This is a genomic window from Jiangella rhizosphaerae (genome assembly GCF_003579925.1).
Classification (GTDB): domain Bacteria; phylum Actinomycetota; class Actinomycetes; order Jiangellales; family Jiangellaceae; genus Jiangella; species Jiangella rhizosphaerae.
The window spans coordinates 12770-35509 of the sequence record NZ_QUAL01000137.1; the positions used below are offsets into that span (position 1 = coordinate 12770).

Genomic DNA, 22740 nt, shown 5'->3' on the forward strand with positions numbered 1-22740 from the left:
TCTGTACTCGTGCTGATCGTGCTGCCTCCGTCGGAGACGCAGGCCCGGCCGGCTCGTGGCCGCGCCCTCGATCTCGCGCGGCTCTCGTTCCCCGAGCTGACCGAGGCGCGATCCGCGGTGCTCGACGGCATGGTCGCCACCAGCGCGCGACCCGACGCCGTCCGCCGGCTGGGGGCGCCGGCCGGCGCGGTCGCGGCGGTCGCCCGCAACGTCGACGTACGGACGGCGCCCACGGTCGCGGCGGGGCGGCTGTACCAGGGCGTGCTCTACCACGCGTTCGACCCGGCGACGCTCGACGCGGCGTCGGCGCGGCGGGCCGGGCGCCGCGTCGTCATCGTGTCGTCGCTGTTCGGGGCGGTACGCCTGGGCGACAGGGTGCCGGCCTACCGGCTGCCGATCTGCGCGCACCTCGACGGCCTCGGCGGCATGCCCGAGGTGGAGGTCTACTGGCGGCCGTGGCTCGGCCCGGTGCTGACGGAGGCGGCCGGCCGCGGCGTCGTCGTCGACCTGCGGTCCAGCAGCTACGCGTCGCTGTGGCGGCCCGGTCCGGAGCTGGCCGAGCGCTGGGTGGTGCTGCGGGTGCCCGGCTCGCCGCACGGTGCCAAGGCCACCCGCGGCCGGGTCGCGCGGCTGCTCTGCACCGAGCCGGCCGTGCCCCGCAACGTACGCGCGCTGGCCGCCGTGGTCGGCGCCGCCTTCGACGTCGAGCTGCACCCGCCGGACCGTGACCGCGCCCCCTGGGTGCTCGATGTCGGACCCGCTGACCCGGGGCTGTCGCATCAGAGGCCGAGATAATGCGCGACCGCATGCTCGACCTCGGCCATGTCGTCGCGCTCCAGGTAATCGACCGGATCGCCATTGACGTACGCGACGTCGATGGTGCGGATCTGGTCGACCAAGAACCGGGTCTTGATCCCCATGACGTCCAGCTCTGGCCGGAAGACGGCCGGCTGAGCGCTCGTGGACGTCGGCACCACGGTGACGACGTTCCACGGCATGGAGCTGGGGCTCATCACCACGGCATAGCGCCGGCCGCGTTGCTCATGCCCCCGCTCGGCGTCTCCGAAGTCGACCCGGTAGACCGCGCCGCGGATCACCACGCATCCTGTTCGGCCGAGAGGTCCTCGGTGCGAAGCCGCTCGGCATCGGCGCGCGCCTGCTCGGCCCACACCTCTCGCTCCAGCAGCCGTAGCGCACGCCTGATGACATCGCTCTTGTGCTCGCCGCTGCGCATGGCTGCCCTGATGATCTGTTCGTCCCGCTCGGTAGGCCGGAACCCGATCGTCGCTGCCATGAGGTCAGGATAATCTCGCTGTACAACAATTGTCGAGCAGTTGCGCAACGCGGCCCGTCGAGTCAACTGAGCAGGAACGACCGCAGAGCGCCGGCGAGGCGTTCGTCGTCGGCGGGCTGGTCGGGGTACTCGGCGTGGCCGGCGGCGAGGACGACGAGCTCCTTCGGCCCCGGGATCGCGTTGTGGACGGCGAACTGGCCGGGCGGCGGGACGGCGGGATCCCACAGCGCCGGTGCCACGAGCATCGGGATGCGCAGCCGCCGGGCGGCCGTCGCCGCGTCGAAGAACCGCAGCACCTCGCGCGCCTCAGGATGCCGGGCAACGTGCAGGCGGACCGCTTCGCCGCTGCCGGTGCAGGGCATGGTGAGCCGCAGGTCGTGGTTGCCGAAGCTGGGCACCGTCAGGGCGCCGCGGTCGAACCGGTCGTCCCACGGCAGCGCCAGCGCGCCGATGCCGCCGCCGAAGCTGCCGCCGGCGTAGGCGACCCGGTCCGGCGGATCCGGCAGCAGGGCCAGCAGCGCCGACGCCGCGCACCAGACGTCTGCGGCGTTGCCGCCGTGCACGTAGGTCTCCACCGACTCGATGCCGTGCAGCACGTGCTCGGCCGACACCGCGGGGATGCCGGGGACCAGCCCGCGCGCCGGCAGTCCGCGCGACCCGGCGAACAGGACGGCGGTGCCGGGCAGCGCGAGTGCCGGGTCGGGCGACTCGCGGCCGCCGTATCCGTGCCCGACGACGACGGCGCGCTCCACCCCGTCCGGCGGCAGCCACAGCCAGCCGCCCAGCCGCACCCCGCCCAGCGACGTGAAGGACACGTCGTGCCAGCCGCGGGCCTGCCCGGGCGCCGGCCGGACGGCGGGCGCGGGGTCCACCGCCAGCGCCCGCTCGTACAGCGCCGTCCAGAACTCGGCGAAGCCGGCGGGTTCGGCGGGCGCGCCCACCGTCAGCAGGGCCGCTTGGTCGTAGCCGTAGGTGGCGTCGAAGGCGTCGGCGCCGAACCAGGCGTCGTAGGGCAGGGGCACGGTTCGTGACCCTAACCGGTGGCCGGTGCCCGGGTGCTGTCGCGCTCGATGAGCGTGTGCGGGACGACGATCTGGGTGGCCGGGCGGGACGGCTCCTCGATGCGCCGCACCAGTTGCTCGAGCGCGCGGGTGGCGATGACGTCCTTGTCGAGGGCGACGGTGCTCAGCGACGGGATCGCGAAGCGGCCCTCCTCGATGTCGTCGATGCCGATGATCGCGACGTCCTCGGGAATGCGCCGCCCGGCGTCCTGCACCGCTCGCATCGCGCCCATCGCGAGCAGGTCGGAGTAGCAGAAGATCGCATCGGGCGGCGCGTCCAGCGCGAGCAGCCGCCGCGTCGCGTCGTAGCCGTCGCGGCGGTGGTACTGGGCGGCCGGCACGACGAGGTCGTCGTCGTGCGGCAGCCCGGCCTCGTCCAGTGCGCGCAGGTAGCCGGCGGTGCGCTGCCGGGGCGTGCTGTACGTCTCGCGCGGCTGGGTGCCGACGGCGGCGATGCGGCGGCGGCCGGTCGCCGCCAGGTGCGTGGTGGCGTCGAAAGCGGCTCGGGTGTTGTCGATGGCGATGTGGTCGAACCGGCCGGTGAACGTGTGCTCGCCCAGCAGGATGGTCGGCAGGATGGTGCTGCTGTCGAGGTCGGCGATCTCGTCCTGGGTGACGAGCGGGCTGAACAGGATGCCGTCGAACAGCATGGTGCGGTCGCTGCCGGTCAGCAGCTGCCGCTCGCGCTCGTGGTCGTGGCCGGTCTGGTCGATCATCACCCGGTAGCCGTGCGCCGACGCGGCGTCGATGACAGCGCGGGCCAGCTCGCTGAAGTAGGGCACGTCGATCTCGGGGACGATGAGCGCGAGCAGGCCGGTGCGCCCGGTGCGCAGGTTGCGGGCGACGAGGTTGGGCCGGTAGCCCAGCTCGTCGATGGCCGCCAGGACGCGGCGCCGGACGTCGTCGCTGACGTGCGTGTAATCGTTGACGACGTTCGACACCGTCCGGGGCGACACCCCGGCCAGCCGGGCCACGTCCTTCACGGTGACCTGGCTCATCCACCACCTCCCGCTCGGTCGCCGTCCATGATCCTCGTCGAGACCCACTTTTGCAACGTGGAAAATTGCGCTACATTCTTTGCCACGTTGCAAACGCGCTGGTGGATGACCATCCTGGTCGCCTCCGACGCTCGGCCTTCACACAAAGGAGTGTCATGAAGCGCACCCAGATCCGCCGGCGGGCCGTGGCGGCGGCCGCCGGGCTGACGGCGGTCGTGCTGGCCGCCTGCGGACCCGAGGTCAGCTCCGACGCCGAGTCCGGCGCCGGCGACACCGGTCCCGCCGACGGCACGCTGGCCGCGCCGGACACCGACGCCCCGGCCGGCGAGATCACCATCTGGGACCGCTCCGGCGACCTGTACGAGGTCTTCGACGGCGTCATCGAGCGGTTCACCGAGCGCTACCCGGACATCGTCGTCCACCATGAGGCCGTCGACATCGACACCAAGCTGCCGAACACGCTCATCGCCGGCGCCGACGTGCCGGACGGTGTGTTCCTCGACGACGCCAAGGTGGCCGGGCTCTCGGACCACTTCTACGACCTCTCGGCCGTGCTGGAGCCGTACCTCGACGACATCGCGGCGCAGAAGGTCGACGTCAACACCGTCGGCGGGCGCATCTACGGCGTTCCGTGGGACCTCAACCCGGGGCTGCTCTACTACCGCGCGGACATCCTCGAGGAGGTGGGCATCGACCCGGCGTCGATCGAGACCTACGACGACCTGTTCGCCGCCGCGGAGCAGATCAAGGCGGCCCGGCCCGATGCCGCGCCGATCCATCTCGAGAAGGAGCCGTTCCTCAGCCAGCTCTGGCTGGAGATGTTCGCCAGCCAGCTGGGCACCAGCCTGGCCGACGAGAACGGCGAGCTGCGACTGGACTCGCCCGAGTACCGGCAGATCCTGGGCTGGCTGGACGAGGTGAACAAGGCCGGCCTCGGCACGCGTGCGGAGTACCTCGGCCCGGCCGACCTCGCGGCGTTGGAGAGCGGCCAGCAGGTCTTCGTCCCGTGGGCGATCTGGTGGGACTTCGCGCCGCAACAGCTGTTGCCGCAGACCACCGGCCTGTGGCGGGCGATGCCGTTGCCGGCGTGGACCGAGGGCGGCGCGCGCAGCGGTGCGATGGGCGGGTCCAGCTTCGTCATCCCGCGTGACGCCGAGAACCCCGAGTTGGCCTGGCTGTTCTACGAGTTCCTGGTGTTCGATCCGGAGGGCTTCCAGGCCGTCTACGGGCCCAACGCCATCTACCCGGACGGGCTCAACACGTCGGTGCCCAGCTACGCGCCGGCCGCCGACCCGGCCACGCCGCTGTTCGGCCCGCTCGACGCGCTGGGCGGCCAGGACCTGTGGCCGGTCGCGATCGAGGCCGGTGAGCAGATCCCCGGCGGCACGCCCATCCCGCAGTGGTGGGCCGGCGCCGTCGACTACCTCGGCGACAACCTGCAGCGGATGTTCGACGGCGAGCTCACCCCGGAGCAGGTGATCGCCGAGTCGACCGAGCAGATCCAGACGAACCTGGTGGACCGCGCGTCGTGACCATGACCAGCACCGAGATGCGCGAACGGACTCCGGCGGCGCCGGCCCGGCGACGTCGCCGGCGCCCGTCCGGACGGCGGCTGGCGCCGTACGTCTTCGTGCTGCCGTTCGTCGCGCTGTTCCTCGCGTTCAGCGTCTACCCGCTCATCTACACGTTCCGGCTGAGCTTCACCGCGTGGAGCGGGTCCGGTCCGGCGCGCTGGGTCGGCTGGGACAACTACACGTACCTGCTCGGCAGCGACGCGTTCTGGTCGTCACTCGGCAACTCGGCCGTGCTGTGGCTGCTCATCGTGCCGGTGCAGGTCGTGGTCGCGCTGATCGCGGCGGTGCTGCTGAACAACGCGAAGCTGCGCATGCGCGGCTTCTACCGCACGGTCGCGCTGGTCCCGTTCGTGACGCCGCTGGTGGCGATGGCGCAGATCTGGATCGTCGTCTTCGACTCCGACTACGGCGCGGTGAACCGCCTGCTCGGCGCCGTGGGGCTGCCGGAGATCGACTGGCTGACGTCGACGGTGTGGGCCAAGCCGACGCTCGCGCTGCTGTTCCTGTGGAAGACGACCGGCTTCGCGATCGTCATCCTGCTGTCGGGGCTGCAGTCGATTCCCGCGTCGGTCTACGAGGCGGCCGAGCTGGACGGCGCATCGCGCACCCGGCAGCTGGTCAGCATCACTGTGCTGTTGGTCCGCCGCGTGGTGCTGTTCCTCGTCGTCATGCAGACGCTGGCGGTGTTCCAGATGTTCGCCGAGCCGTACGTCGTCACCGCCGGTGGCCCGTACGGGTCGACGACGACGGCCGGGCTGTACCTCTACGAGCACCTCGGCCGGTCCGACCTCGGCACCGGGTCGGCGAACTCGTTCCTGCTGGTGGCGCTGGTGATGCTGGTGTCGCTGCTGTTCGTCCGGCTGCTCCGGGAGCGTGACTGAGATGGCCGTCTCCGTGATTCCCGTTCGCCGGCGCGACCGGCGCCGCCCCGCCCTCGGCTCGCACGTGTTCCTCATCGTGCTGACGGCGGCGTTCCTCGCACCGGTCGTGTGGGCGGTGCTGTCGTCGCTGAAAGAGCCGGCGTCGATCATCACCGACCCGCTCGGCTTCGACCCGGGCACGTCCACCCTCGGCAACTACCGGGCGATGTTCGAGGACGTCCCGATCGCCTCGGGCTTCCTCAACACCGCGATCGTGCTGGTGCTCAAGGGCGGGCTGACGCTGTTCTTCGCGCCGCTGGCCGGGTTCGCGTTCGCCAAGTACCGGTTCGCCGGGCAGAACGTGATCTTCGGCGCCGTCCTGCTCACCCTGATGCTGCCGACCATCGTGCTCGTCGTGCCGCTGCTGCTGCAGATGCGCGAGCTGGGCTGGGTCAACACCTACCAGGCGCTGGTGCTGCCGGGCGCCGTCGACGCGTTCGCGATCTTCTGGATGCGGCAGGTCATCGCGGCGGTCCCGGACGAGCTGCTGGACGCGGCGCGGGTCGACGGGTGCGGCGAGTTCCGCATCTTCGTCTCGATCGTGCTGCCGGTGATCCGGCCGGGGCTGGCCGGGCTGGCCGTCCTGACGGTGATGAACATCTACAACGACTTCGTCTGGCCGGTGGTGGTCACGTCCAGGGAGTCGATGCAGACCCTCCAGGTCGTGCTGGCCACGCTGGCGCAGAACATCACCGGCAACCGCATCGGCGCCGACTTCGCCACGGTCTGGGGCGAGCTGCTGGCGGCCAGCTCGATCGCGCTCATCCCGCTGCTCGTGGTGTTCGTGCTGCTGCAGCGCCACTTCATCAACGGCATCCTCGCGGGCTCGGTCAAGGGCTGACCCCGCTCCCTCCACCTGACGAAAGGCTCCACCCGTGACGCATCAGCACGAGTACCCCCGCCCGGATCGCGACCGCTCCGCCGCCTGGCTCCCGCTCGACGGCCGGTGGGAGTTCCGGCCGGACGAGGCGGGCGAGCTGACCGGTCCCGGCGACCTGGCCGCGGGGCCGTGGCCGGAGTCGATCGTGGTGCCGTTCGCCTGGGAGACGCCGGCGTCGGGCGTGCGGCGGACCTGGCTGGAGTCGGCGTGGTACCGGACGGCGGTGCGCGTGCCGGACGCGTGGGTGGACGGGCACACCTTCCTGTGCTTCGGCGCGGTCCACCACGAGGCGACGGTCTGGGTGAACGGCGAGCTGCTCGGCCGGCACACCGGCGGCTACACGCCGTTCGAGTTCGACCTCGGCGCCGTGGCCCGCGCGGGGGAGCGGGCCGAGATCGTCGTGCGGGTGCACGCACCGGCCGACAAGCGCGAGATCCCGCACGGCAAGCAGCGCTCCATCCCCCGCGACGACTACGACGGCGTCAGCTTCACCCCGACCTCGGGCATCTGGCAGCCGGTGTGGCTGGAACGGCGCCCGGCCACGTACGTCGACGTCGTCGAGCTGCGCGGCGACTCGCTCACCGGCATCGACGCGACGGTGACGGCGGCCGGCCCGGCGGCTGCCGGCGCGGTCGTCACGCTGCACACCGAGGGCGTCACCGTCGACCTGACCTGCGACGAGGCCGGCGTGGCCCGCGGGACGCTACCGCTGGAGCGGCCGCGCCTGTGGTCCCCCGCGGACCCGCACCTGTACCGCGTCGACGTCACGCTGCGCACCGCCGACGGCGTCGACACGCTCGCCGCGCACACCGGGCTGCGCCGCATCGAGGCCGACGGCGAGCGGCTGAGGCTCAACGGCGAGCCGCTGTACGTCCGCGGCGTGCTGGACCAGGGCTACTGGCCGGGCACCGGCCTGACCGCGCCCAGCCCGCAGGCGCTGCGCGACGACCTCAGGCTGGCCGCCGAAGCGGGGTTCAACCTGGTCCGCAAGCACCTCAAGTTCGAGGACCCGCGCTGGCTGCACGCGGCCGACCGGGCCGGGATGCTGGTGTGGGCCGAGCCGGCCAGCACCAGCCGGTTCACCGACGCCAGCTGCGCGGCGTTCGAGGAGCAGATCGCGGCCATGGTCCGCCGCGACGGCAACCACCCGTCGATCGTCGTCTGGGGGCTGTACAACGAGGAGTGGGGGTTGGACTGGGACGTCCCCGGCGACGAGCGCAAGCAGGACGCCGTCCGGCGCGCCTACGACCTGCTCGCCGCCCTCGACCGGTCCCGCCCGATCGTCGACAACTCCGGCTGGACGCACGTGCGCACCGACCTCGTCGACTGGCACCACTACGAGGAGAACCCGGTGACGTGGGCGCGGACCGTCGCGGCCCTGGCCGCCGGCGAACGTGTCGACTTCCCGGTGCGGCTCGGGCCGGACCACGTCGAGCACAAGGCCATCTACGCCGACGACGGGGTGCCGCGGTCGGGCGTGCCGTTCCTCAACAGCGAGTACGGCGGCGGGTTCACCAGCCTCGAGCGCGGCTGGCACCTGCGCTGGCAGACCCAGGAGCTGCGCCGGCACGACCGCATCGCCGGCTACGTCTACACCGAGCTGGCCGACGTCGAGCACGAGAGCGCCGGGCTGCTGTACGCCGACCGTTCGGCGAAGGACCTCGGCGGCTTCGACCCCGCCATCGTCAACGCACCGACCGTCCTCGTCTTCGACGTCGAGCCGCTGGCCGCGGGGACCGACCTCGCCCCGGGCGAGGCCGAGTTCGAGGTGCCGGTGCGGGTGTCGCACCACGGGCCGGGCCCGCTGCACACCACCATCCGCGCCGTCTGGACACCGGCCGGCGCGCCCCGTCCGGGCCGCGACACCAAGCCCGACCTGGAGTCCGAGCCGCTGACCGCCGTGCCGTTCGCGCTCAGCGAGCCGGTGGTGCTGCGCACCGCCCTGCCCGCCGGACGGCGCACCGGGCGGCTGTGGTGCTGGACCGGCGACGACCCGGCTGACGCGGACGCCGTCGGCTTCCTCGACGTCGGCTACGTCGAGGCCGGCCACCCGGCCGGCTGAGCCGGGCGCGTCCTGTTCAGTCCCGCCCGCGGAACCACACGGCCAGCACGGCCGTGATGCCGGGCAGGGCGAGCAGGACCAGGATCGTGCTACCCAGCCACAGCGGGACGTACTGGTCGTAGGGGTCGCCGCCGGCCCCTGCGACGGCGGCCACGGTAGTCATGCCCAGCACGAACAGCGTCGTGACGGTCGCGCACACGGCGCGGCCGCGCTTCGCCGCCCAGAGCGCGGCCAGCCAGCCGGCCAGTCCGAGCACCCCGACGACCAGCAGGGCGATGACGATCGCGTTGCGGTCGAGCGCGACCTCGCTCGCGTCCCACTCGGGGTAGGCGGCCTCGACGTGCCCCTCGATCGAGCCGAAGAACCACAGGTCCAGCAGGGGGAGTGCGAGGCACACCACTTGCAGGCCGACGCCGAGCTGCAGGGCCTGCACCGTGCTCTGCCAGCGGCTCGTGCGTCGTTCGTTCCGCACCGCCATGGCGATCTCCCATCTCTTACGGTGTATGACTTGCTCGATGCTAGTCTTACGCCGTAAGTGAGGTCAAGGAGGGTGGTCGTGGGCCGGTCGCGAGTGCAGGGCAAGCACGCGGGTCTTACCAGGGAACAGGTGCTCGAGGCCGCGGTGCGCCTGGCTGACCGCGACGGCGTCGAGGCGCTGTCGATGCGCAAGCTCGCCCGCGAGCTCGACGTCGAGGCGATGACGCTCTACCACCACGTCCAGAACAAGCAGGGCCTCGAGGACGCCATCGTCGAGCACGTCCTCGCCGAGTCGCTGGGCTGGCCGCCGGAGTCGGGGGCCTGGCAGGAGGTGGTGGCCGGCTACGCCCACGACCTGCATCGCGGCCTCGCCCGACACCCCGGCGCCGTGCTGCTGTTCGCCACCCGTCCCGCGATCACGCCGCGGAGCCTGGCGATCCTGGAGACCCTGGTGCGGCTGCTGCGCGAGGCAGGGTTCCCCGCGCGGACGGCGTTGCACCTGGTCTACGCGGTCGCCGGCGCCGTCGTCGGGCTCCACCTCGGCTACGCCGGCGACCAGAATCGGGAACCGGCCGCCGTCGCCGACCTGGCAGGCGAGGACCTCCCCGTCCTCGCCGACGCACTCGCCGACGGCCCGGTGACGATGGAGTCGCGCCTGGATTTCACGCTGACGGCGCTCATCGCCGGCTTCGAGACGCTGCTCCCGGCTGACGGCCGCCGGCTCAGCCCCAGGTGAGGATGCGGTAGTGCAGGCCGGTCGCCGACTCCCGCCATGTCCCGACGGAGTCCGGCGGACGGCCGACCTCCGGCGCGTACGTGTCGCCGTCGAAGTGCTCCTGAAGCTCGGTGACGACGATCCGGTCCGCAAGCGGCAGCGCGGCGCGGTACACCGCGGAGCCGCCCATCACCCACACGTCACCGGACGCCGCGGCGAGGGCCTGCGCCAGGTCGGGGTACGTCGCTGTCGCGCCCTCCTGCGGTGTGCGCGACAGCACGAGATTGGACCGGCCCGGCAGCGGCCGGAACCGTGGCGGCAGCGACTCCCACGTGCGGCGGCCCATGAGCACGGTCGCGCCCGCGGTGAGGGTGCGGAAGTGCTTCATGTCCTCGGGCAGGTGCCACGGCAGCGCACCGTCGCGGCCGATGACGCCGTTCGCCGACTGCGCCCAGACCAGGCCGATCACACCGCCACCGGCGCCTTGATGGCCGGGTGCGGGTCGTAGCCCTCCAGCGCGAAGTGCTCGTAGGTGTAGTCGAACAGGCTGTCCGCCGGCTTCAGGTGCAGCGTCGGGAACGGTCGCGCGTCGCGGGCCAGCTGCGTACGCACCTGGTCGACGTGGTTGTCGTAGATGTGGCAGTCGCCGCCGGTCCAGATGAAGTCACCGACGCGCAGGCCCACCTGCTGGGCGATCATGTGCGTCAGCAGCACGTAGCTGGCGATGTTGAACGGCACGCCGAGGAACAGGTCGGCGCTGCGCTGGTACAGCTGGCACGACAGCTCGCCGTCGGCGACGTAGAACTGGAAGAACGCGTGGCACGGCGGCAGCGCCATCCGCGGGATGTCGGCGACGTTCCACGCGGACACGATGATCCGCCGGGAGTCGGGGTTCTCGCGCAGCGTGCGCAGCACCTCGCTGATCTGGTCGACGTGCCCGCCGTCCGGCGTCGGCCACGACCGCCACTGCACCCCGTAGACGGGGCCGAGCTCACCGTCCGGCGCCGCCCACTCGTCCCAGATGGTGACGCCGTTCTCCTGCAGCCAGCCGACGTTGGAGTCGCCGCGCAGGAACCACAGCAGCTCGTACGCGATCGAGCGGAAGTGCACCTTCTTCGTCGTGATCAGCGGAAAGCCCTCTGACAGCCGGTAGCGCAGCTGGTGACCGAAGATCGACCGCGTGCCCGTCCCGGTGCGGTCGCCCTTGTGAGCCCCCGTGTCGAGCACGTGGCGGAGCAGGTCCTCGTACTGCGTGTCCGGCATGCTTGCGAGCTTAGACCGCGCCTCTCGCCGTTTCACGGACCGCCGTGCCCACCGGGTCCGGTTCGAGCGAGGAGCTCGTTACCGCGGCGTGCGATCTCGTCGGGCTCGAGATCCTCCTGGTGGGTGAGGAACACCCACACGTGACCGAACGGGTCTCGGAGCATGACCGTCCGATCGCCATAGAACATGTCCGTCGGCTCTTGCAGGAGTTCGGCGCCGGCCCGCACCGCCCGCTCCGCCAGACCGTCGACGTCGTCGACATACACGTGGAGCCCGACGGTCGTCGCTCCCAACGTGCGCGGCGAGGCGAAGATGCCGTCCGCGTCGCCGACCATGAAGACCGAGCCACCGACCGCCATCTCGGCGTGGAGCACCCTGCCGTCCGGGTGAGCGATCCGGAAGAGCTCCTCCGCGCCGAAGGCCTCGGCGTAGAAGCGCATGGCCGCGTCCGCGCCGTCGACCATCACGTGGGCCACGGCCGCCTTCTCGTATCGGGTGGGAATCGTCCGGTTGACCATGGCGACAGGCTAAAACCTCAAGCATGGTTGAGGTCAAGGTGCTCGCGCTGGGTGGCGTTGCTGTCGTCCAAGCGACAACGACGCGAGCCGATGAGCAGTGCAGATGACTGCGGGTCGCGGGATCAGCCGTGGCGACGTCGCCGTTGTCAGGGCCTCTTGCCCCTCGGCTGGTGGGCACCGGCCGCCGGCAGGTCGCTCAGGGCAGGTCGGTACGGCTCGACGGTGTAGACACCAGCGCCAACAGTTGGCCTCAGCGTCTACACCGCTGCGACCATGACCGCTCTCTGGCGGCGCACACCCCCGGCGATCAAGCGTGCCCGACGACCCATCCGACATCGGACTACGTGCGTCACAGAGTGCCCCCGGCAGGATTCGAACCTGCGACCCTCCGCTTAGGAGGCGGATGCTCTATCCCCTGAGCTACGAGGGCGGGCTGCGCCATTCTATCCGCCGCGGACCGGCCGCCGCCGGGGGTCGGCGTCTACGCTCGACAGGGTGAGCAACCTCGATGCGCGTCCAGCGGAGACGCGGTGTCACTCGGGCGACCACACCGGCCCGGCCACGATGCTGCTCCAGCCGCGCGACGTGCCGCTGGGCGGGATCCGCGCGATGCGGGTCAGCCGCACGCTGCCGCACCGCGAGCTGCCCACCGTCGGGGCGTGGTGCTTCCTCGACCAGTTCGGGCCGCAGCACACGGACATGGTGGTGCTGCCGCATCCGCACACCGGGCTGCAGACGGTCACCTGGCCGGTCCAGGGTGAGATCCACCACCGCGACAGCGTCGGCAGCGACGTCGTCGTGAAGCCCGGGCAGCTGAACCTGATGACGAGTGGGCCGGGCATCGCGCACTCGGAGATCTCGCTCGGCGAGGCGCCGCTGCTGCACGGGCTGCAGCTGTGGGTCGCCCTGCCCGAAGCCGCCGCGGGCAACGCGGCGCCAGCCTTCGAGCAGCACACCGACCTCCCCGAGTACGACGGCGACGGCGTGCGCGCGACGGTGGTGGTCGGGGAGCTGGCGGGGACGACGTCGCCGGCGACGACGTACAGTCCGCTGCTCGGCGCCCAGCTCGACCTCGAGCGACAGCGCGCGGCCACGATCGCGCTGCGGCCCGACTTCGAGCACGCCGTCCTCGTTCTCACCGGACGGGCGGCCGTCGCCGGGACGCCGCTGGAACCGGGGCTGCTGCTGTACCTCGGCACCGGCCGCGCCGAGCTCACGCTCGCCGCGGAGGACGAGGACACCACGCTGTTCCTGCTCGGCGGCGAACCGTTCCCGGATGACCTCGTCATGTGGTGGAACTTCGTTGGACGCAGCCATGAGGACATCGTCGCCGCGCGGGAGGAGTGGGAGCGGCCCGGCCAGGAGCGCTTCGGCATCGTCGCCGGTCACGGCGGCGACCGCATCCCGGCCCCGCCACTGCCGCCGCTGCGGCTCACCCCGCGCCGCCGTCGCACGACTCCGCCGGCGAACTAGGACGAAGCCGTACCCTTCCGGCCGCTCCGTGCGATCACGCCTGTGAGGCGCGGCGCACATCCGGGAGGGGCCACTGTCCATCGGAGCGGACTTCGACGGCATCCTCGCGGCCGCGCGCGCCGGTGCGCCGTGGGCGTTCGAGCGCCTGTACGCCGACCTCGCGCCGGTCGTCGGCGGCTACGCGCGCCTGCAGGGCTCGACCGAGCCCGAGGACGTCACCAGCGAGGTGTTCCTCGGCGTGTTCGCCGGGCTGTCGTCGTTCACCGGCTCCGAGCAGCAGTTCCGGTCGTGGGTCTTCACCATCGCCTACCGGCGGGTCACCGACGAGCGCCGCCGGCGGTCGCGGCGTCCGGTGACGATGGACGCCGACCTCGAGATCGTCGAGAAGGTAGGCGGCGACGCCGAACAGGACGCCCTCGCCGAGCTGGGCCGGCGCCGCGTGCACGAGCTGTGCGCGGGCCTGTCCGACGACCAGCGCGAGGTGGTGCTGCTGCGCATCCTCGCCGACCTGAGCGTCGAGGAGGTGGCCGGCATCGTGGGCAAGTCCGCGGGAGCGGTCAAGGCGCTGCAGCGCCGGGGACTCAACGCATTGCGGCGACAACTCGACCGGGAAGGCGTATCCGCATGAGCGGCGCCGGCGATGGCAGGACTGACATGACACGAACCACCGTTCCCGACGACGCGACAGTCGAGGCGATCCTCCGCGGTGTGCGGATCCCGCCCGGCGGACCCGACCTGCCCGAGCTGGCGGCGCTGTCGGATGCGGTGGAAGCCATCCGAAGGAGTGCAGATGAGGCCGTTCCCCCCACGGCTGAACTCGCCCGCCGCATCGCCCTCGGCGACTTCGCCGGCATCGCGCCGTCGCCGCCGCCGCACGTGCACCCCGTCCGCGCCCGGCTCGGCAGGAGGGTGGCGGCGATGAGCATGCGGACCAGGGCGGTCGTCGCGTTGGCGGCGATCTTCACCGGCTTCACCGGCGTCGCCGCGGCCGGCGCGCTGCCCGACGCCGCGCAGCAGCGCGTCGAGTCGGTGATCGAGACGGTCACGCCGATCTCGTTCGGCGAGTCCGACGAGGCCGGCGAGTTCGGCCAGGACGTCGCCGAGGACGCCCAGGACGGCGGCGTCGACGGCCAGGAGGTCAGCGAGGACGCGCAGGAACTTGGCAACAAGCCCGACGACCCGGGCCACGACCCGACGCTGCCCCCGCTGCCGACGCCCGTGCCGACGACGCCGGGCGACCACCGGCCGGACACCCCCGGCCAGCCCGACGACGTGCCCGGCACCGATCCGACGGCGCCGGAGCAGCGCCCCACCGATCCGGCGGATCCGCCCGTTGCCCCCGACGAGCGACCCGCCGACCCCGCCGATCCCCCGTCCGGAGCGGAGGACCGGCAGCCCACCGAGCTACCCCAGCCCGGTGAGCGGCGGCCCTGACGACTCGTCGGGCCGCTCGGGGCGCGTCCGGTGACCCCACCATCACCGGACGCGCCCCGCATCACTGCGGAGCCTCTTCAATACGCGCCCATCCCGAGCGCGTCCTGCACGTCGGCCAGCGTCGACTCGGCCAGCGCCGTGGCCCGCTCGGCGCCGTCCGCCAGCAGCGACCCGACCAGCCCTGGCTCCGCGGCGAACGCCGCACGCCGCTCCCGTACGGGCCGCAGCTCCTCGTTCACGACCTCGGTGACCAGCGCCTTCAGCATCGCCGACCCGCCGGAGCCGACCTGCGCCGCGACCTCATCCGGCGCGACGCCGAGGCAGAGCGCCGCGATCTCCACCAGTGACGACACGCCCGGCCGCCCGGCCGGGTCGTAGGTGATGTCACGACGAGCATCGGTCACCGAGCGCCTGATCAGCCGCGCCGTCTCGTCCGCCGTCGCCTTGAGCGCGATCGCGTTGCCGCGGCTCTTGCTCATCTTGCGGCCGTCGACGCCGAGCAGCCGCGGGGCCGGCGACAGCAGCGCCTGCGGCTCGCGGAACACCGCCCGCCCGCCGGCGTACCGCTCGTTGAACCGCCGCGCGATGGTGCGGGTCTGCTCGACGTGCGGCAGCTGGTCGTCGCCGACGGGGACCAGGTTGCCGTGGCAGAACAGGATGTCCGCCGCCTGGTGGACCGGGTACGTCAGCAACAGCCCGCTGATCGACGCCAGGCCGGACGCCGCGGCCTCGTCCTTCACGGTCGGGTTCCGTTGCAGCTCGGCCACCGTCGTCAGTGAGAGGAACGGCAGCATGAGCTGATTCAGCGCCGGCACCGCGCTGTGCGCGAACACCGTCGTCCGGTCCGGGTCGATGCCGGCGGCGAGGTTGTCCAGGACGACCTCGCGCACGTTCGCGGCGATCTCGCCGGGCGAGAGCCGGTCGGTGATCACCTGGTAGTCGGCGACGACGAGAAAGGTCTCGACGCCCTGCCGCTGCAGCCGCACCCGGTTCAGCAGCGTCCCGAAGTAGTGCCCCAGATGCAGCGGGCCGGTCGGCCGGTCGCCGGTGAGGACGCGGTACCGCGACGGATCGGCCGCCACGTCGGCCGGATCGGCCAGCAGCGGGGTGTCGAGGGTCGTGGTGAGGGTCATGACGCTCTCCGTTCGGTGGGCAGGGCCACCGCGAGAGCTGTCACCTGGTCGGCCGCCGTCGCGGCGGCCGATGAGCATGCTGAGGTGGGCCGCCTACGAGGGCAGCCACCACACCAGCACGAGGGACTTCACGCCTCCACCTTACCGTGCCGCGCCCGTCAGCCGATGGGTGCGCAGTTCGCCCCGAGCTGCGTCATGCCGGCGACGAATCCGGCGGTCAGCTCGGCGGCCTGGGCGACCTGCTCGGGGGTCGCCTCGGCGGAGCTGTCCGTCAGCGTCGTCCACGCCTGCGCGGCCTGGTCGCCGACGGCGACCGCGGCGTTCGCCTGCGCCCGCTCGGCCTCGTCGGCGGGCAGCGGCACGTCGTGCACCGCCGCCACCAGCGCTCTCGTCCCCGTCTCGACCGCGGCGAGGTTGGCGACGTCCAGCCGGACCTCGGGACCCTGCGCCATGATCGGCTGTTCCGCCGCCACCGTCGTGCAGGCGTCGGTGACGCCCGCGGCCCAGTCCGCGATGGTGCCGGACGGGCGCGGCTCGCCGTCAGTCGCCGAGTCACCCGACCCGCCGCTGGACGCGACCAGCATCACGCCGACGACGGCCGCCACCAGCAGGAACGCCGCGGCCACCCCGAGGGTGAGCTTGGTGCGGCGCGGCGGCGGGCGGTGGGCGACGGCCGAGGGGACGTCCTCGAGCAGTTTCACGACTCACACCTTTCGAGCCTGACGTGGTTCCGGTCTTCGTCCGTGCCGGAACCCCTCGCCCCCCGTGGACCGGCGACACTCTAGTCCCAACGCCGGCCGGCAGGCACATACCCGGTCGCACGGCCAACCCCCGGCCTCGGACAAACCGGACAGCCTGCGGTCAAACCTGTGCACGTGTTCGGCTTGCCTCCACACCTGGGCGGCGTTCGCGAACTAACGTGCGGGGTGTGAGGCATCCGGAACCCCTGCTCCCGATCCCGTGAGCGCGATGCGCAGCGACGCCATCGCCGGCTCCGTTCCGACCCGGGCGGAGCTGGTCGCTCACGCCGTCGACGGGTGGAGTGGCGAGCTCGCCGCGCTCGGCGGGCGCGACCCGCTGCTGTCCTATCGCGACCTCAAGGTGGGGACGCTCGACCTCGCGGCGGCCGAACCGGAGGCCCGCAAGCTGCTGCTCGAGGGTGAGCCGGTTCTCGTCTCCAAGTTGTTCCCATACGAGCCGCTGCGGACGTCGGCGCTGCGGTCGGTGCGGGCCATCCGCGACAAGTCCCGCGAGCTGGCCGAGGAGCGCGGCATCGCCGTGTGCTACCTCGCCGTCGGCATCGCGACCTGGGCGAACCCGTTCGCCGCGCGCCGGCCGACGGCGCCGGTCATGCTCCGCTCGGCGGTCGTCGAGGCGCGCGACCCGGCCGAGACCGACTTCACCATCACCATCGCCGACGACCCGTTCGTCAACCCGGTGCTGCTGTGGGCGCTGGACACCCAGCTCGGGCTGCGGTTCGCCACCGACGACCTGCGCGACCCGGCCGGACGGCTGCGGTACGCGACGGTGGTCGAGCGGCTGCGCGAGTTCGCGCCCCCACACGTCGTCGACGGGTTCGCCATCGCGCACCGGGCGGTGCTCGCGACGTTCACCACGGTCCCGCTGGCGCTCAGCCGCGACCTCGGGGCGCTCGGCGTCGACCTGCAGCGTAACGACGTCGTCGCCGCCCTGGCCGGCGACCCCGCGGCGCTGTCCGCCGTCGCCCGGCCCGGCGCCGCGGCCGAGCCGCGCTACCGCGTCCTCGACACCGACAGCGAGCAGGACGAGGTGGTCGCGGCCGCCGCCGGCGACGGTCACCTGCGGGTCGCCGCGGCGCCCGGCACGGGCCGCACCCAGACCGTCGCGGCGCTGGTGGCCGAGCTGGTCGGACGGGGCCAGCGGGTGCTCGTCGTGGGCGAGAAGCGGGTCGTCCTCGACGACCTCGTCACCCGGCTGGACTCCGTCGGCCTGCGTGACGTCGTCCTCGACGCGGGGCGCACGCCGCCCGCTGCCGCCGTCCAGCAGATCGCCGAGACCGCCCGCCGGCTGCGGCAGGCCCGTCCCGGCGAGTTCGAGCACGTCACACCCGGCACCGCCGCCACGCTGGCGGCGGAACTGGACGCCTACCGCGACGCGATCCACGCCATCCGCCAGCCGTGGGGCTCGACGGCACACGAGGCGATGGTGCTGGTCGCGACGGCGCAGGAGTTCGCCCGGACGTCCGCGCGGGTCGACCCCGACGTCCTCGCGAGGTCCGGCAGCACCGCGCACGTCCGGCTGCAGCTGCGCGACTTCGCCAACATCGAGGGCCTGACGCTCACGGAGTCAGGCTCGCCGTGGTTCGGTTCCGACGTCCCCGACATCCGGGCCGCCGACGCCCTGCTGGGCACCGTCACCGAGCTGCGGGAACGGGCGCTGCCGCGGCTGAAGAACGCCGCCACCCGGGCCGCTGTCGAGGTCGGGCTGGCCGGGCCGGGGAGCGTCGCGGAGTGCCTCGAGACCGTCGACCTGCTGGCGTCGGTCGGGCGCACCGTCGAGACGCTCGGCGCGCAGATCTGGGACGAGCCGCTCGAGGAGCTGGCCGCCGCCACCGGCGACCGCGCCTACCGCACGTCGCACGGCGTGACGACCGGCTTCCTCGCACGCCGCAAGCTGCGCAAGCGGCTCGCCGACCTCACCGGCAAGGCCGGCCGGCAGCACCGTCCGCGGCTGCACGAGAGCCTCATCGCCGCGCAGCAGCAGCTGGCCACGTGGCGCGAGCGGTCGCGCGACGGCAAGCAGCCGCGCACCGGGCCGCACCTGGCCAACGCCGTCGACGCCGCGAAGGGCGTCCGGCACGCGCTGGCCACGCTGGCCGACGGCAACCCGCGCACCGCCGACCTCGAGCACCTGTCCTTCGCCGACGTCGCGAAGCGGCTGGACGAGCTGATCGCCGACAGCGGCCACCTGCGTGCGCTGCCACGGCTGTACGAGCTGCAGGCCGAGCTGTCCGCCGCCGGGCTCGACGACCTCATCGCCGAGCTGCGCCGCCGCGGCATCGGCCCGGACCAGGTCGAGGCGGTCTTCGACTACGCCTGGTACTCCTCGCTGCTGGATCTGTGGCGCTCGACCGACCCCGCGCTCGGCCGCTTCGACCGGTACGCGCACGAGCGGCGGCTGGAGGAGTTCCGCGCCGCCGACATGGTCGAGGTGCGGGCCGCCGCCGGTCGGGTCCTGGAGGCGCGCCGGGCCCGGTTCGCCGAGGAGGCCGAGCAGCACGAGGGCCAGGCCGCGGTCCTGACCGAGTCGCCCGACGGCGCGCTGCCGGCCACGCCGCGCGAGCTGGTCGAGGAGGCGCCGGAGCTGGCGCTGGCGGCAGTGCCGTGCTGGGTGGCGTCGCCGTTGTCCGTCGCCGAGCTGCTGCCGCCGCGGCCGCTGTTCGACGTGGTCGTCGTCGAGGACGCCGGCCGGCTCGCCGTCGCCGAGGCCGTGCCGGCGCTGGCCCGCGGCGCCCGCGTCGTCCTCGTCGGCGACGACGACGTCGCGCGCCCGCCGTTCACCACCGCCGTCGAGCCCGCGCCGGACCCCGACGAGCAGGAGGGCCCCTGGGCGCAGGACCCGCCCGCCTCCGTCGTCGACCTGCTCCGCGACGCGCTGCCGGAGCGGCTGCTCACCGGGCAGCACCGGGTCCGCGACGACCGCCTCGTCGGCTTCGCCGCCCGGACGACGCACGCCGGCCGGCTCACGACGGTCCCCGGCGTCGGCGGCACCGACCGCGTGACGATGGAGATCGTCGAGTCCGACCCCACCGCCGACGACCCCGTCGACAGCTCGTCCGACGAGGTCAACCGGGTCGTCGAGCTGGTCCTCGACCACGTCCGCAAGCGGCCGCACGAGAGCCTCGGCGTCGTGACGCTCGGGCCGCGGCACGCCGAGCGGCTGGACGCGGCGCTGCGGCACGCGCTGATCCGGGCCCCCGAGGTCGCGTCCCACCTGCGCGGCGACCGCGCCGAGCCGTTCTTCATCAAGGACGTCGAGCGGGTCTCCGGCGACGTGCGCGACGCGATCATCCTCACGCTGGGGTACGGGCGGTCGGTCGACGGCCGCATCCTCTACCGGTTCGGGGCACTCGGCCGGCCCGGCGGCGAGCGGCGGCTCAGCGCGGCGACCCTCTGCTCGCGCGAGCGGCTCACCGTCGTCGCGACCTTCGGCGCCGACGACCTCAGCCCGCGGCGGCTGACCACGCCCGGCGCGCAGGCGCTCGGGGAGTTCCTGGCGTACGTGCAGAAGGGGCCGCAGCCCGACTGGGTCGAGGGCGCCACGGCGGCGCCGGGCCGCTCCGGCATGCTCGCCGAGACCGTCGCCGAACGGCTCCAGGAGGCCGGCGTCGAGGGCGAGGTCGTGCTCGGCCACGGCGGGCCCGGCGGTGTCGCCGTCGCGGTGCGGCACCCCACGCGGCGGTCGCGGTTCGTGCTCGCGATCGAGACCGACGGCGAGACGTACGCGGCCCGGCGCAGCGCGCGCGAGCGGGAGCGGCTGCGGCAGGAGCAGCTGTCGCGGCTGGGGTGGACGGTGCACCGCATCTGGTCGGCGGCGTGGGCGGCCGACCCCGACGCCGAGACCGAGCGGCTGCTGGCGGCGTACGAGCAGGCGGTCAAGGACGCCGACGCCTACGACTGGGCGGTGGCCGCGGCCGAGGCGGACATCGTCGCCGGCATGCCCGAGGACGAGCAGGTGCCCGTGCAGGGCGCCGTTGCCGCTCAGCGGCCGCCGGTCGGACAGCGGTCCGTGCCGGTGCGCGAGTCGGCCGGCGCTGGTGCTGGCGCTGGTGCGGATGCCGGTGCGGATGCGCCGGAGGGGAGCGGTCCGTCCACCGAGGACGGCGCCGCCTCGGCGGAGGGTGTCGCGGAGACGGCGACGGCGGGACCGTCCGATGCCGCGCCCGGCGATGTCGAGGCGGAGCCCGAGCCGGTGCGTCAGGGCAACCGCCCGCTGATCGTCAGCGGCCGGTCGGTCAGCGACTACACCGGCCGCGAGCTGGCCTCGCTGGCCCGCTGGACCGAGTCCGACGGCGTCGCCCGCCGGGCGGACGACGTGGTCGCGCTGCTCGCCACGGATCTCGGCCTCGACCTCGCCGACGCCCGCACCGCCGACGTCCTCCGCCACGCCGTCCGCGTCGCCCGCGCCGGCTCACCCGCGGCGTAGTTCGACGTCCTGGGCCTGGGTCGCGTCCTGGGTGTGAGTCGCGTTCGTGGGCCGGATTCGGCCGTTTGACGCGACTGAGACCCAGGACGTGTGACCACGCCGGACGTGGTCTGCGGTGGGCAACCGGGGTTGACCTGGCGGATCCGGAAATCCGGCGTCGGTCGAACCCGCAGGTGTTCTACGCTGGTGATCTTCCAGCGAGTGAGTGTGTTCAGGGGGAGCAGAAGCCAGTGCGCGTCGCCGAGATCATGACCAACGCCACCATCACCGACTCGACCACGGGGACGCTGCGCAGTGCCGCGGAGCAGATGTGGCGGCAGCAGACCGGGTCGGTGGTCATCGTCGAGGGTGACGCGATCGTGGGCATCGTCACCGAGCGCGACGTCATGCGGGCGGTCGGCCAGGGCGCCGACCCCGGCACGACGTCGATCGCCGAGGTCATGACCCGCGACCTCATCACGGCCGAGCCCGACACCCACGTGCGCGACGCGGCGCGGCTGATGGCGCAGCACTGGATCCGGCACCTGCCGATCGTCGAGGATGGGAGGCTGGTCGGCATCCTGAGCCAGCGCGACGTCATCGGCGTCTTCGCGGCACTCTGGTATGAGACCGGCGCGCCGGAGATCGACGTCGACAACCTGGTGCGCGAGCGCCGCCTCGCCCGCGTCGAGGCCGGCGACCTGGACTGAATCGGCGACCCCCGGCCGGCACCGCAGCCGGCCGGGGGGTCGAGCAACGAGAGGAACCACGGGCATGAGCAGCGCATCCGGGTGGGAGGACGACCTCGAGGTCCTGCCCGACACCACGACTGACGAACGCCCCACCGGCTGGGGCGACGACGACGCCTCCAACGACGAGCGGCTGCTCGAGGAGCGTCCGCCGCACTGGTGAGCCCCGCGACCGCCGGGGCGCCGCCCGCTCGGGACGGCGCCCTGACGGGTCGAGCGGTCAGACGCGGTCGCGCAGGGCGTCGCGGATTTCGCGCAGCAGCAGGATGTCCTCCGGCGGGGTCGCCTCCTCCTCGGACTCCGGCTCCTTGGCGCGCAGCTCACGCAGCTTGTTGATCGGCGTGATGATGAAGAAGTAGACGGCCGCCGCGACGCACAGGAAGTTGAAGACGGCGTCGAGGATGAGCCCGATCGAGAATTCGGCACCATTGATCTCGAACGTCATCACCCGCGTGAGGTCCGGCTCACCGAAGATCGCGGCGATCAAGGGGCTGATGAACCCTTGGACGATCGCGTTGATGATGAGCGTGAACGCGCCGCCGATGACGACGGCGACGGCGAGGTCGACGACGTTCCCCCTGCTGATGAAGTCTCTGAAGCCCTTGAGCATCCGCTCTCCCTTTCTCCGTCCGACGACGCTTGGCCGGGGCACACCTTAGCTGCTGAAGGGCCTTGATCAGGGGAAATCACGACACACCGATGGTGAACGACAGCCGCGACGTGACGGCGGCCGCGGCGAGCCCGGCGGCCTGGTCGGGGGTCGCGGCGACGAGGAGGAGCGCACCCTCCGCGAGCGTGGCCTCCCCGGCCGCCGGTACCGCCAGCACCGGCACGTCCGCCGCGACGACGTCCGTGTGCGCGGCGCCGTCCAGCGCCGTCGCCAGGAGGTCGATGCGGTCGCCGGGACGCAGGTAGCCGGCCGCGCCCGTGTCGGCCACCCGCACCGGCGCGGCGACGACGTCCGCGCCCCAGCCGTCGAGCAGGCCGGGGCCGAGCAGCCGCCGGTCGGTGATCGGCTCGCCGGCC

The 22740-nt window shown here is 72.9% G+C and carries 24 protein-coding genes and 1 tRNA gene; 12 read left to right on the top strand and 13 right to left on the bottom strand.

What is annotated here, in order from left to right:
* The first annotated feature begins 9 nt into the window (after positions 1–9).
* On the top strand, positions 10–795 hold the full coding sequence (locus tag DY240_RS13835; RefSeq protein WP_119660453.1) for a YaaA family protein: 786 nt from the start codon (positions 10–12) through the stop codon (positions 793–795).
* Here DY240_RS13835 and DY240_RS13840 read toward each other — a convergent pair.
* The 4 genes from DY240_RS13840 to DY240_RS13855 form a co-directional block, all read right to left on the bottom strand.
* Positions 780–1100, bottom strand: coding sequence for a type II toxin-antitoxin system PemK/MazF family toxin (locus DY240_RS13840; protein WP_119660454.1), 321 nt, complete (start codon positions 1098–1100; stop codon positions 780–782). The two genes, DY240_RS13835 and DY240_RS13840, sit on opposite strands and share 16 nt — an antisense overlap.
* A complete protein-coding gene (locus DY240_RS13845) occupies positions 1094–1294 on the bottom strand; it encodes a hypothetical protein (RefSeq protein WP_119660455.1) in 201 nt (66 codons plus the stop codon). The genes DY240_RS13840 and DY240_RS13845 overlap by 7 nt, the downstream gene beginning before the upstream one ends.
* Before the next feature lie 62 nt (positions 1295–1356).
* Positions 1357–2316 carry an acetylxylan esterase gene (locus DY240_RS13850; protein ID WP_119660456.1) on the bottom strand — a complete coding sequence of 320 codons (960 nt, stop codon included), beginning with the start codon at positions 2314–2316 and terminating at the stop codon, positions 1357–1359.
* A gap of 11 nt (positions 2317–2327) precedes the next feature.
* Positions 2328–3353, bottom strand: coding sequence for a LacI family DNA-binding transcriptional regulator (locus DY240_RS13855; RefSeq protein WP_119660457.1), 1026 nt, complete (start codon positions 3351–3353; stop codon positions 2328–2330).
* Between the two features lie 155 nt (positions 3354–3508).
* Between DY240_RS13855 and DY240_RS13860 the strand changes: the two genes are divergently transcribed.
* Genes DY240_RS13860 through DY240_RS13875 form a run of 4 tightly spaced genes read left to right on the top strand, consistent with a single transcriptional unit; the run spans position 3509 to position 8789 of the window.
* On the top strand, positions 3509–4885 hold the full coding sequence (locus DY240_RS13860; protein WP_119660458.1) for an ABC transporter substrate-binding protein: 1377 nt from the start codon (positions 3509–3511) through the stop codon (positions 4883–4885).
* 2 nt (positions 4886–4887) lie between these two features.
* Positions 4888–5808 carry a carbohydrate ABC transporter permease gene (locus tag DY240_RS13865; RefSeq protein WP_119660459.1) on the top strand — a complete coding sequence of 307 codons (921 nt, stop codon included), beginning with the start codon at positions 4888–4890 and terminating at the stop codon, positions 5806–5808.
* A gap of 1 nt (position 5809) precedes the next feature.
* Positions 5810–6688, top strand: coding sequence for a carbohydrate ABC transporter permease (locus DY240_RS13870; RefSeq protein ID WP_119660460.1), 879 nt, complete (start codon positions 5810–5812; stop codon positions 6686–6688).
* Positions 6689–6722: 34 nt separating this feature from the next.
* Positions 6723–8789, top strand: a complete 2067-nt coding sequence (locus DY240_RS13875) for a glycoside hydrolase family 2 protein (RefSeq protein WP_119660461.1) — start codon at positions 6723–6725, stop codon at positions 8787–8789.
* 16 nt (positions 8790–8805) lie between these two features.
* Here DY240_RS13875 and DY240_RS13880 read toward each other — a convergent pair whose 3' ends face one another.
* Positions 8806–9267: a hypothetical protein gene (locus DY240_RS13880; RefSeq protein ID WP_119660462.1), complete on the bottom strand. Its 462-nt coding sequence runs from the start codon at positions 9265–9267 to the stop codon at positions 8806–8808.
* A gap of 78 nt (positions 9268–9345) precedes the next feature.
* Here DY240_RS13880 and DY240_RS13885 point away from each other — a divergent pair, with 78 nt between their 5' ends.
* A complete protein-coding gene (locus DY240_RS13885; RefSeq protein WP_119660463.1) occupies positions 9346–10002 on the top strand; it encodes a TetR/AcrR family transcriptional regulator C-terminal domain-containing protein in 657 nt (218 codons plus the stop codon).
* Here DY240_RS13885 and DY240_RS13890 read toward each other — a convergent pair.
* The 4 genes from DY240_RS13890 to DY240_RS13905 form a co-directional block, all read right to left on the bottom strand.
* Entirely contained in the window at positions 9989–10450 is a 462-nt protein-coding gene (locus DY240_RS13890) for a dihydrofolate reductase (protein WP_119660464.1), read from the bottom strand. The genes DY240_RS13885 and DY240_RS13890 overlap by 14 nt on opposite strands.
* Positions 10447–11244, bottom strand: a complete 798-nt coding sequence (locus DY240_RS13895) for a thymidylate synthase (protein ID WP_119660465.1) — start codon at positions 11242–11244, stop codon at positions 10447–10449. Before DY240_RS13895 ends, DY240_RS13890 begins: the two co-directional genes overlap by 4 nt.
* 32 nt (positions 11245–11276) lie before the next feature.
* Positions 11277–11762, bottom strand: coding sequence for a VOC family protein (locus DY240_RS13900; RefSeq protein ID WP_119660466.1), 486 nt, complete (start codon positions 11760–11762; stop codon positions 11277–11279).
* Positions 11763–12119: 357 nt separating this feature from the next.
* Positions 12120–12192, bottom strand: a tRNA-Arg gene (locus DY240_RS13905).
* 65 nt (positions 12193–12257) lie between these two features.
* Here DY240_RS13905 and DY240_RS13910 point away from each other — a divergent pair.
* The 3 genes from DY240_RS13910 to DY240_RS13920 all read left to right on the top strand — a co-directional run bounded on the left by DY240_RS13910 (position 12258) and on the right by DY240_RS13920 (position 14669).
* A complete protein-coding gene (locus DY240_RS13910; RefSeq protein WP_199701472.1) occupies positions 12258–13235 on the top strand; it encodes a pirin family protein in 978 nt (325 codons plus the stop codon).
* A 145-nt stretch (positions 13236–13380) separates the two neighbouring features.
* Complete coding sequence (locus tag DY240_RS13915) at positions 13381–13863, top strand: RNA polymerase sigma factor (protein ID WP_267901678.1); 483 nt, start codon at positions 13381–13383, stop codon at positions 13861–13863.
* Positions 13864–13889: 26 nt separating this feature from the next.
* Complete coding sequence (locus DY240_RS13920) at positions 13890–14669, top strand: hypothetical protein (RefSeq protein ID WP_119660469.1); 780 nt, start codon at positions 13890–13892, stop codon at positions 14667–14669.
* Positions 14670–14746: 77 nt separating this feature from the next.
* Here DY240_RS13920 and trpS read toward each other — a convergent pair whose 3' ends face one another.
* Together trpS and DY240_RS13930 are read right to left on the bottom strand one after the other, a co-directional pair.
* Positions 14747–15802, bottom strand: coding sequence for a tryptophan--tRNA ligase (gene trpS / locus DY240_RS13925; RefSeq protein WP_119660470.1), 1056 nt, complete (start codon positions 15800–15802; stop codon positions 14747–14749).
* Positions 15803–15960: 158 nt separating this feature from the next.
* Positions 15961–16503 carry a hypothetical protein gene (locus DY240_RS13930; RefSeq protein ID WP_119660471.1) on the bottom strand — a complete coding sequence of 181 codons (543 nt, stop codon included), beginning with the start codon at positions 16501–16503 and terminating at the stop codon, positions 15961–15963.
* Between the two features lie 268 nt (positions 16504–16771).
* Between DY240_RS13930 and DY240_RS31970 the strand changes: the two genes are divergently transcribed.
* The 3 genes from DY240_RS31970 (at position 16772) to DY240_RS32860 (ending at position 21877) form a co-directional block, all read left to right on the top strand.
* Positions 16772–20986, top strand: a complete 4215-nt coding sequence (locus DY240_RS31970; protein ID WP_158602847.1) for a DUF4011 domain-containing protein — start codon at positions 16772–16774, stop codon at positions 20984–20986.
* Positions 20987–21216: 230 nt separating this feature from the next.
* Positions 21217–21675, top strand: coding sequence for a CBS domain-containing protein (locus DY240_RS13945; protein WP_119660472.1), 459 nt, complete (start codon positions 21217–21219; stop codon positions 21673–21675).
* A gap of 64 nt (positions 21676–21739) precedes the next feature.
* Complete coding sequence (locus tag DY240_RS32860; protein ID WP_199701474.1) at positions 21740–21877, top strand: hypothetical protein; 138 nt, start codon at positions 21740–21742, stop codon at positions 21875–21877.
* Positions 21878–21934: 57 nt separating this feature from the next.
* Here DY240_RS32860 and mscL read toward each other — a convergent pair whose 3' ends face one another.
* Complete coding sequence (gene mscL, locus DY240_RS13950; RefSeq protein ID WP_119660473.1) at positions 21935–22324, bottom strand: large conductance mechanosensitive channel protein MscL; 390 nt, start codon at positions 22322–22324, stop codon at positions 21935–21937.
* Between the two features lie 76 nt (positions 22325–22400).
* Positions 22401–22740 (bottom strand): RcpC/CpaB family pilus assembly protein (locus DY240_RS13955; protein ID WP_199701475.1); only part of this gene is annotated, 340 nt, incomplete at its 5' end.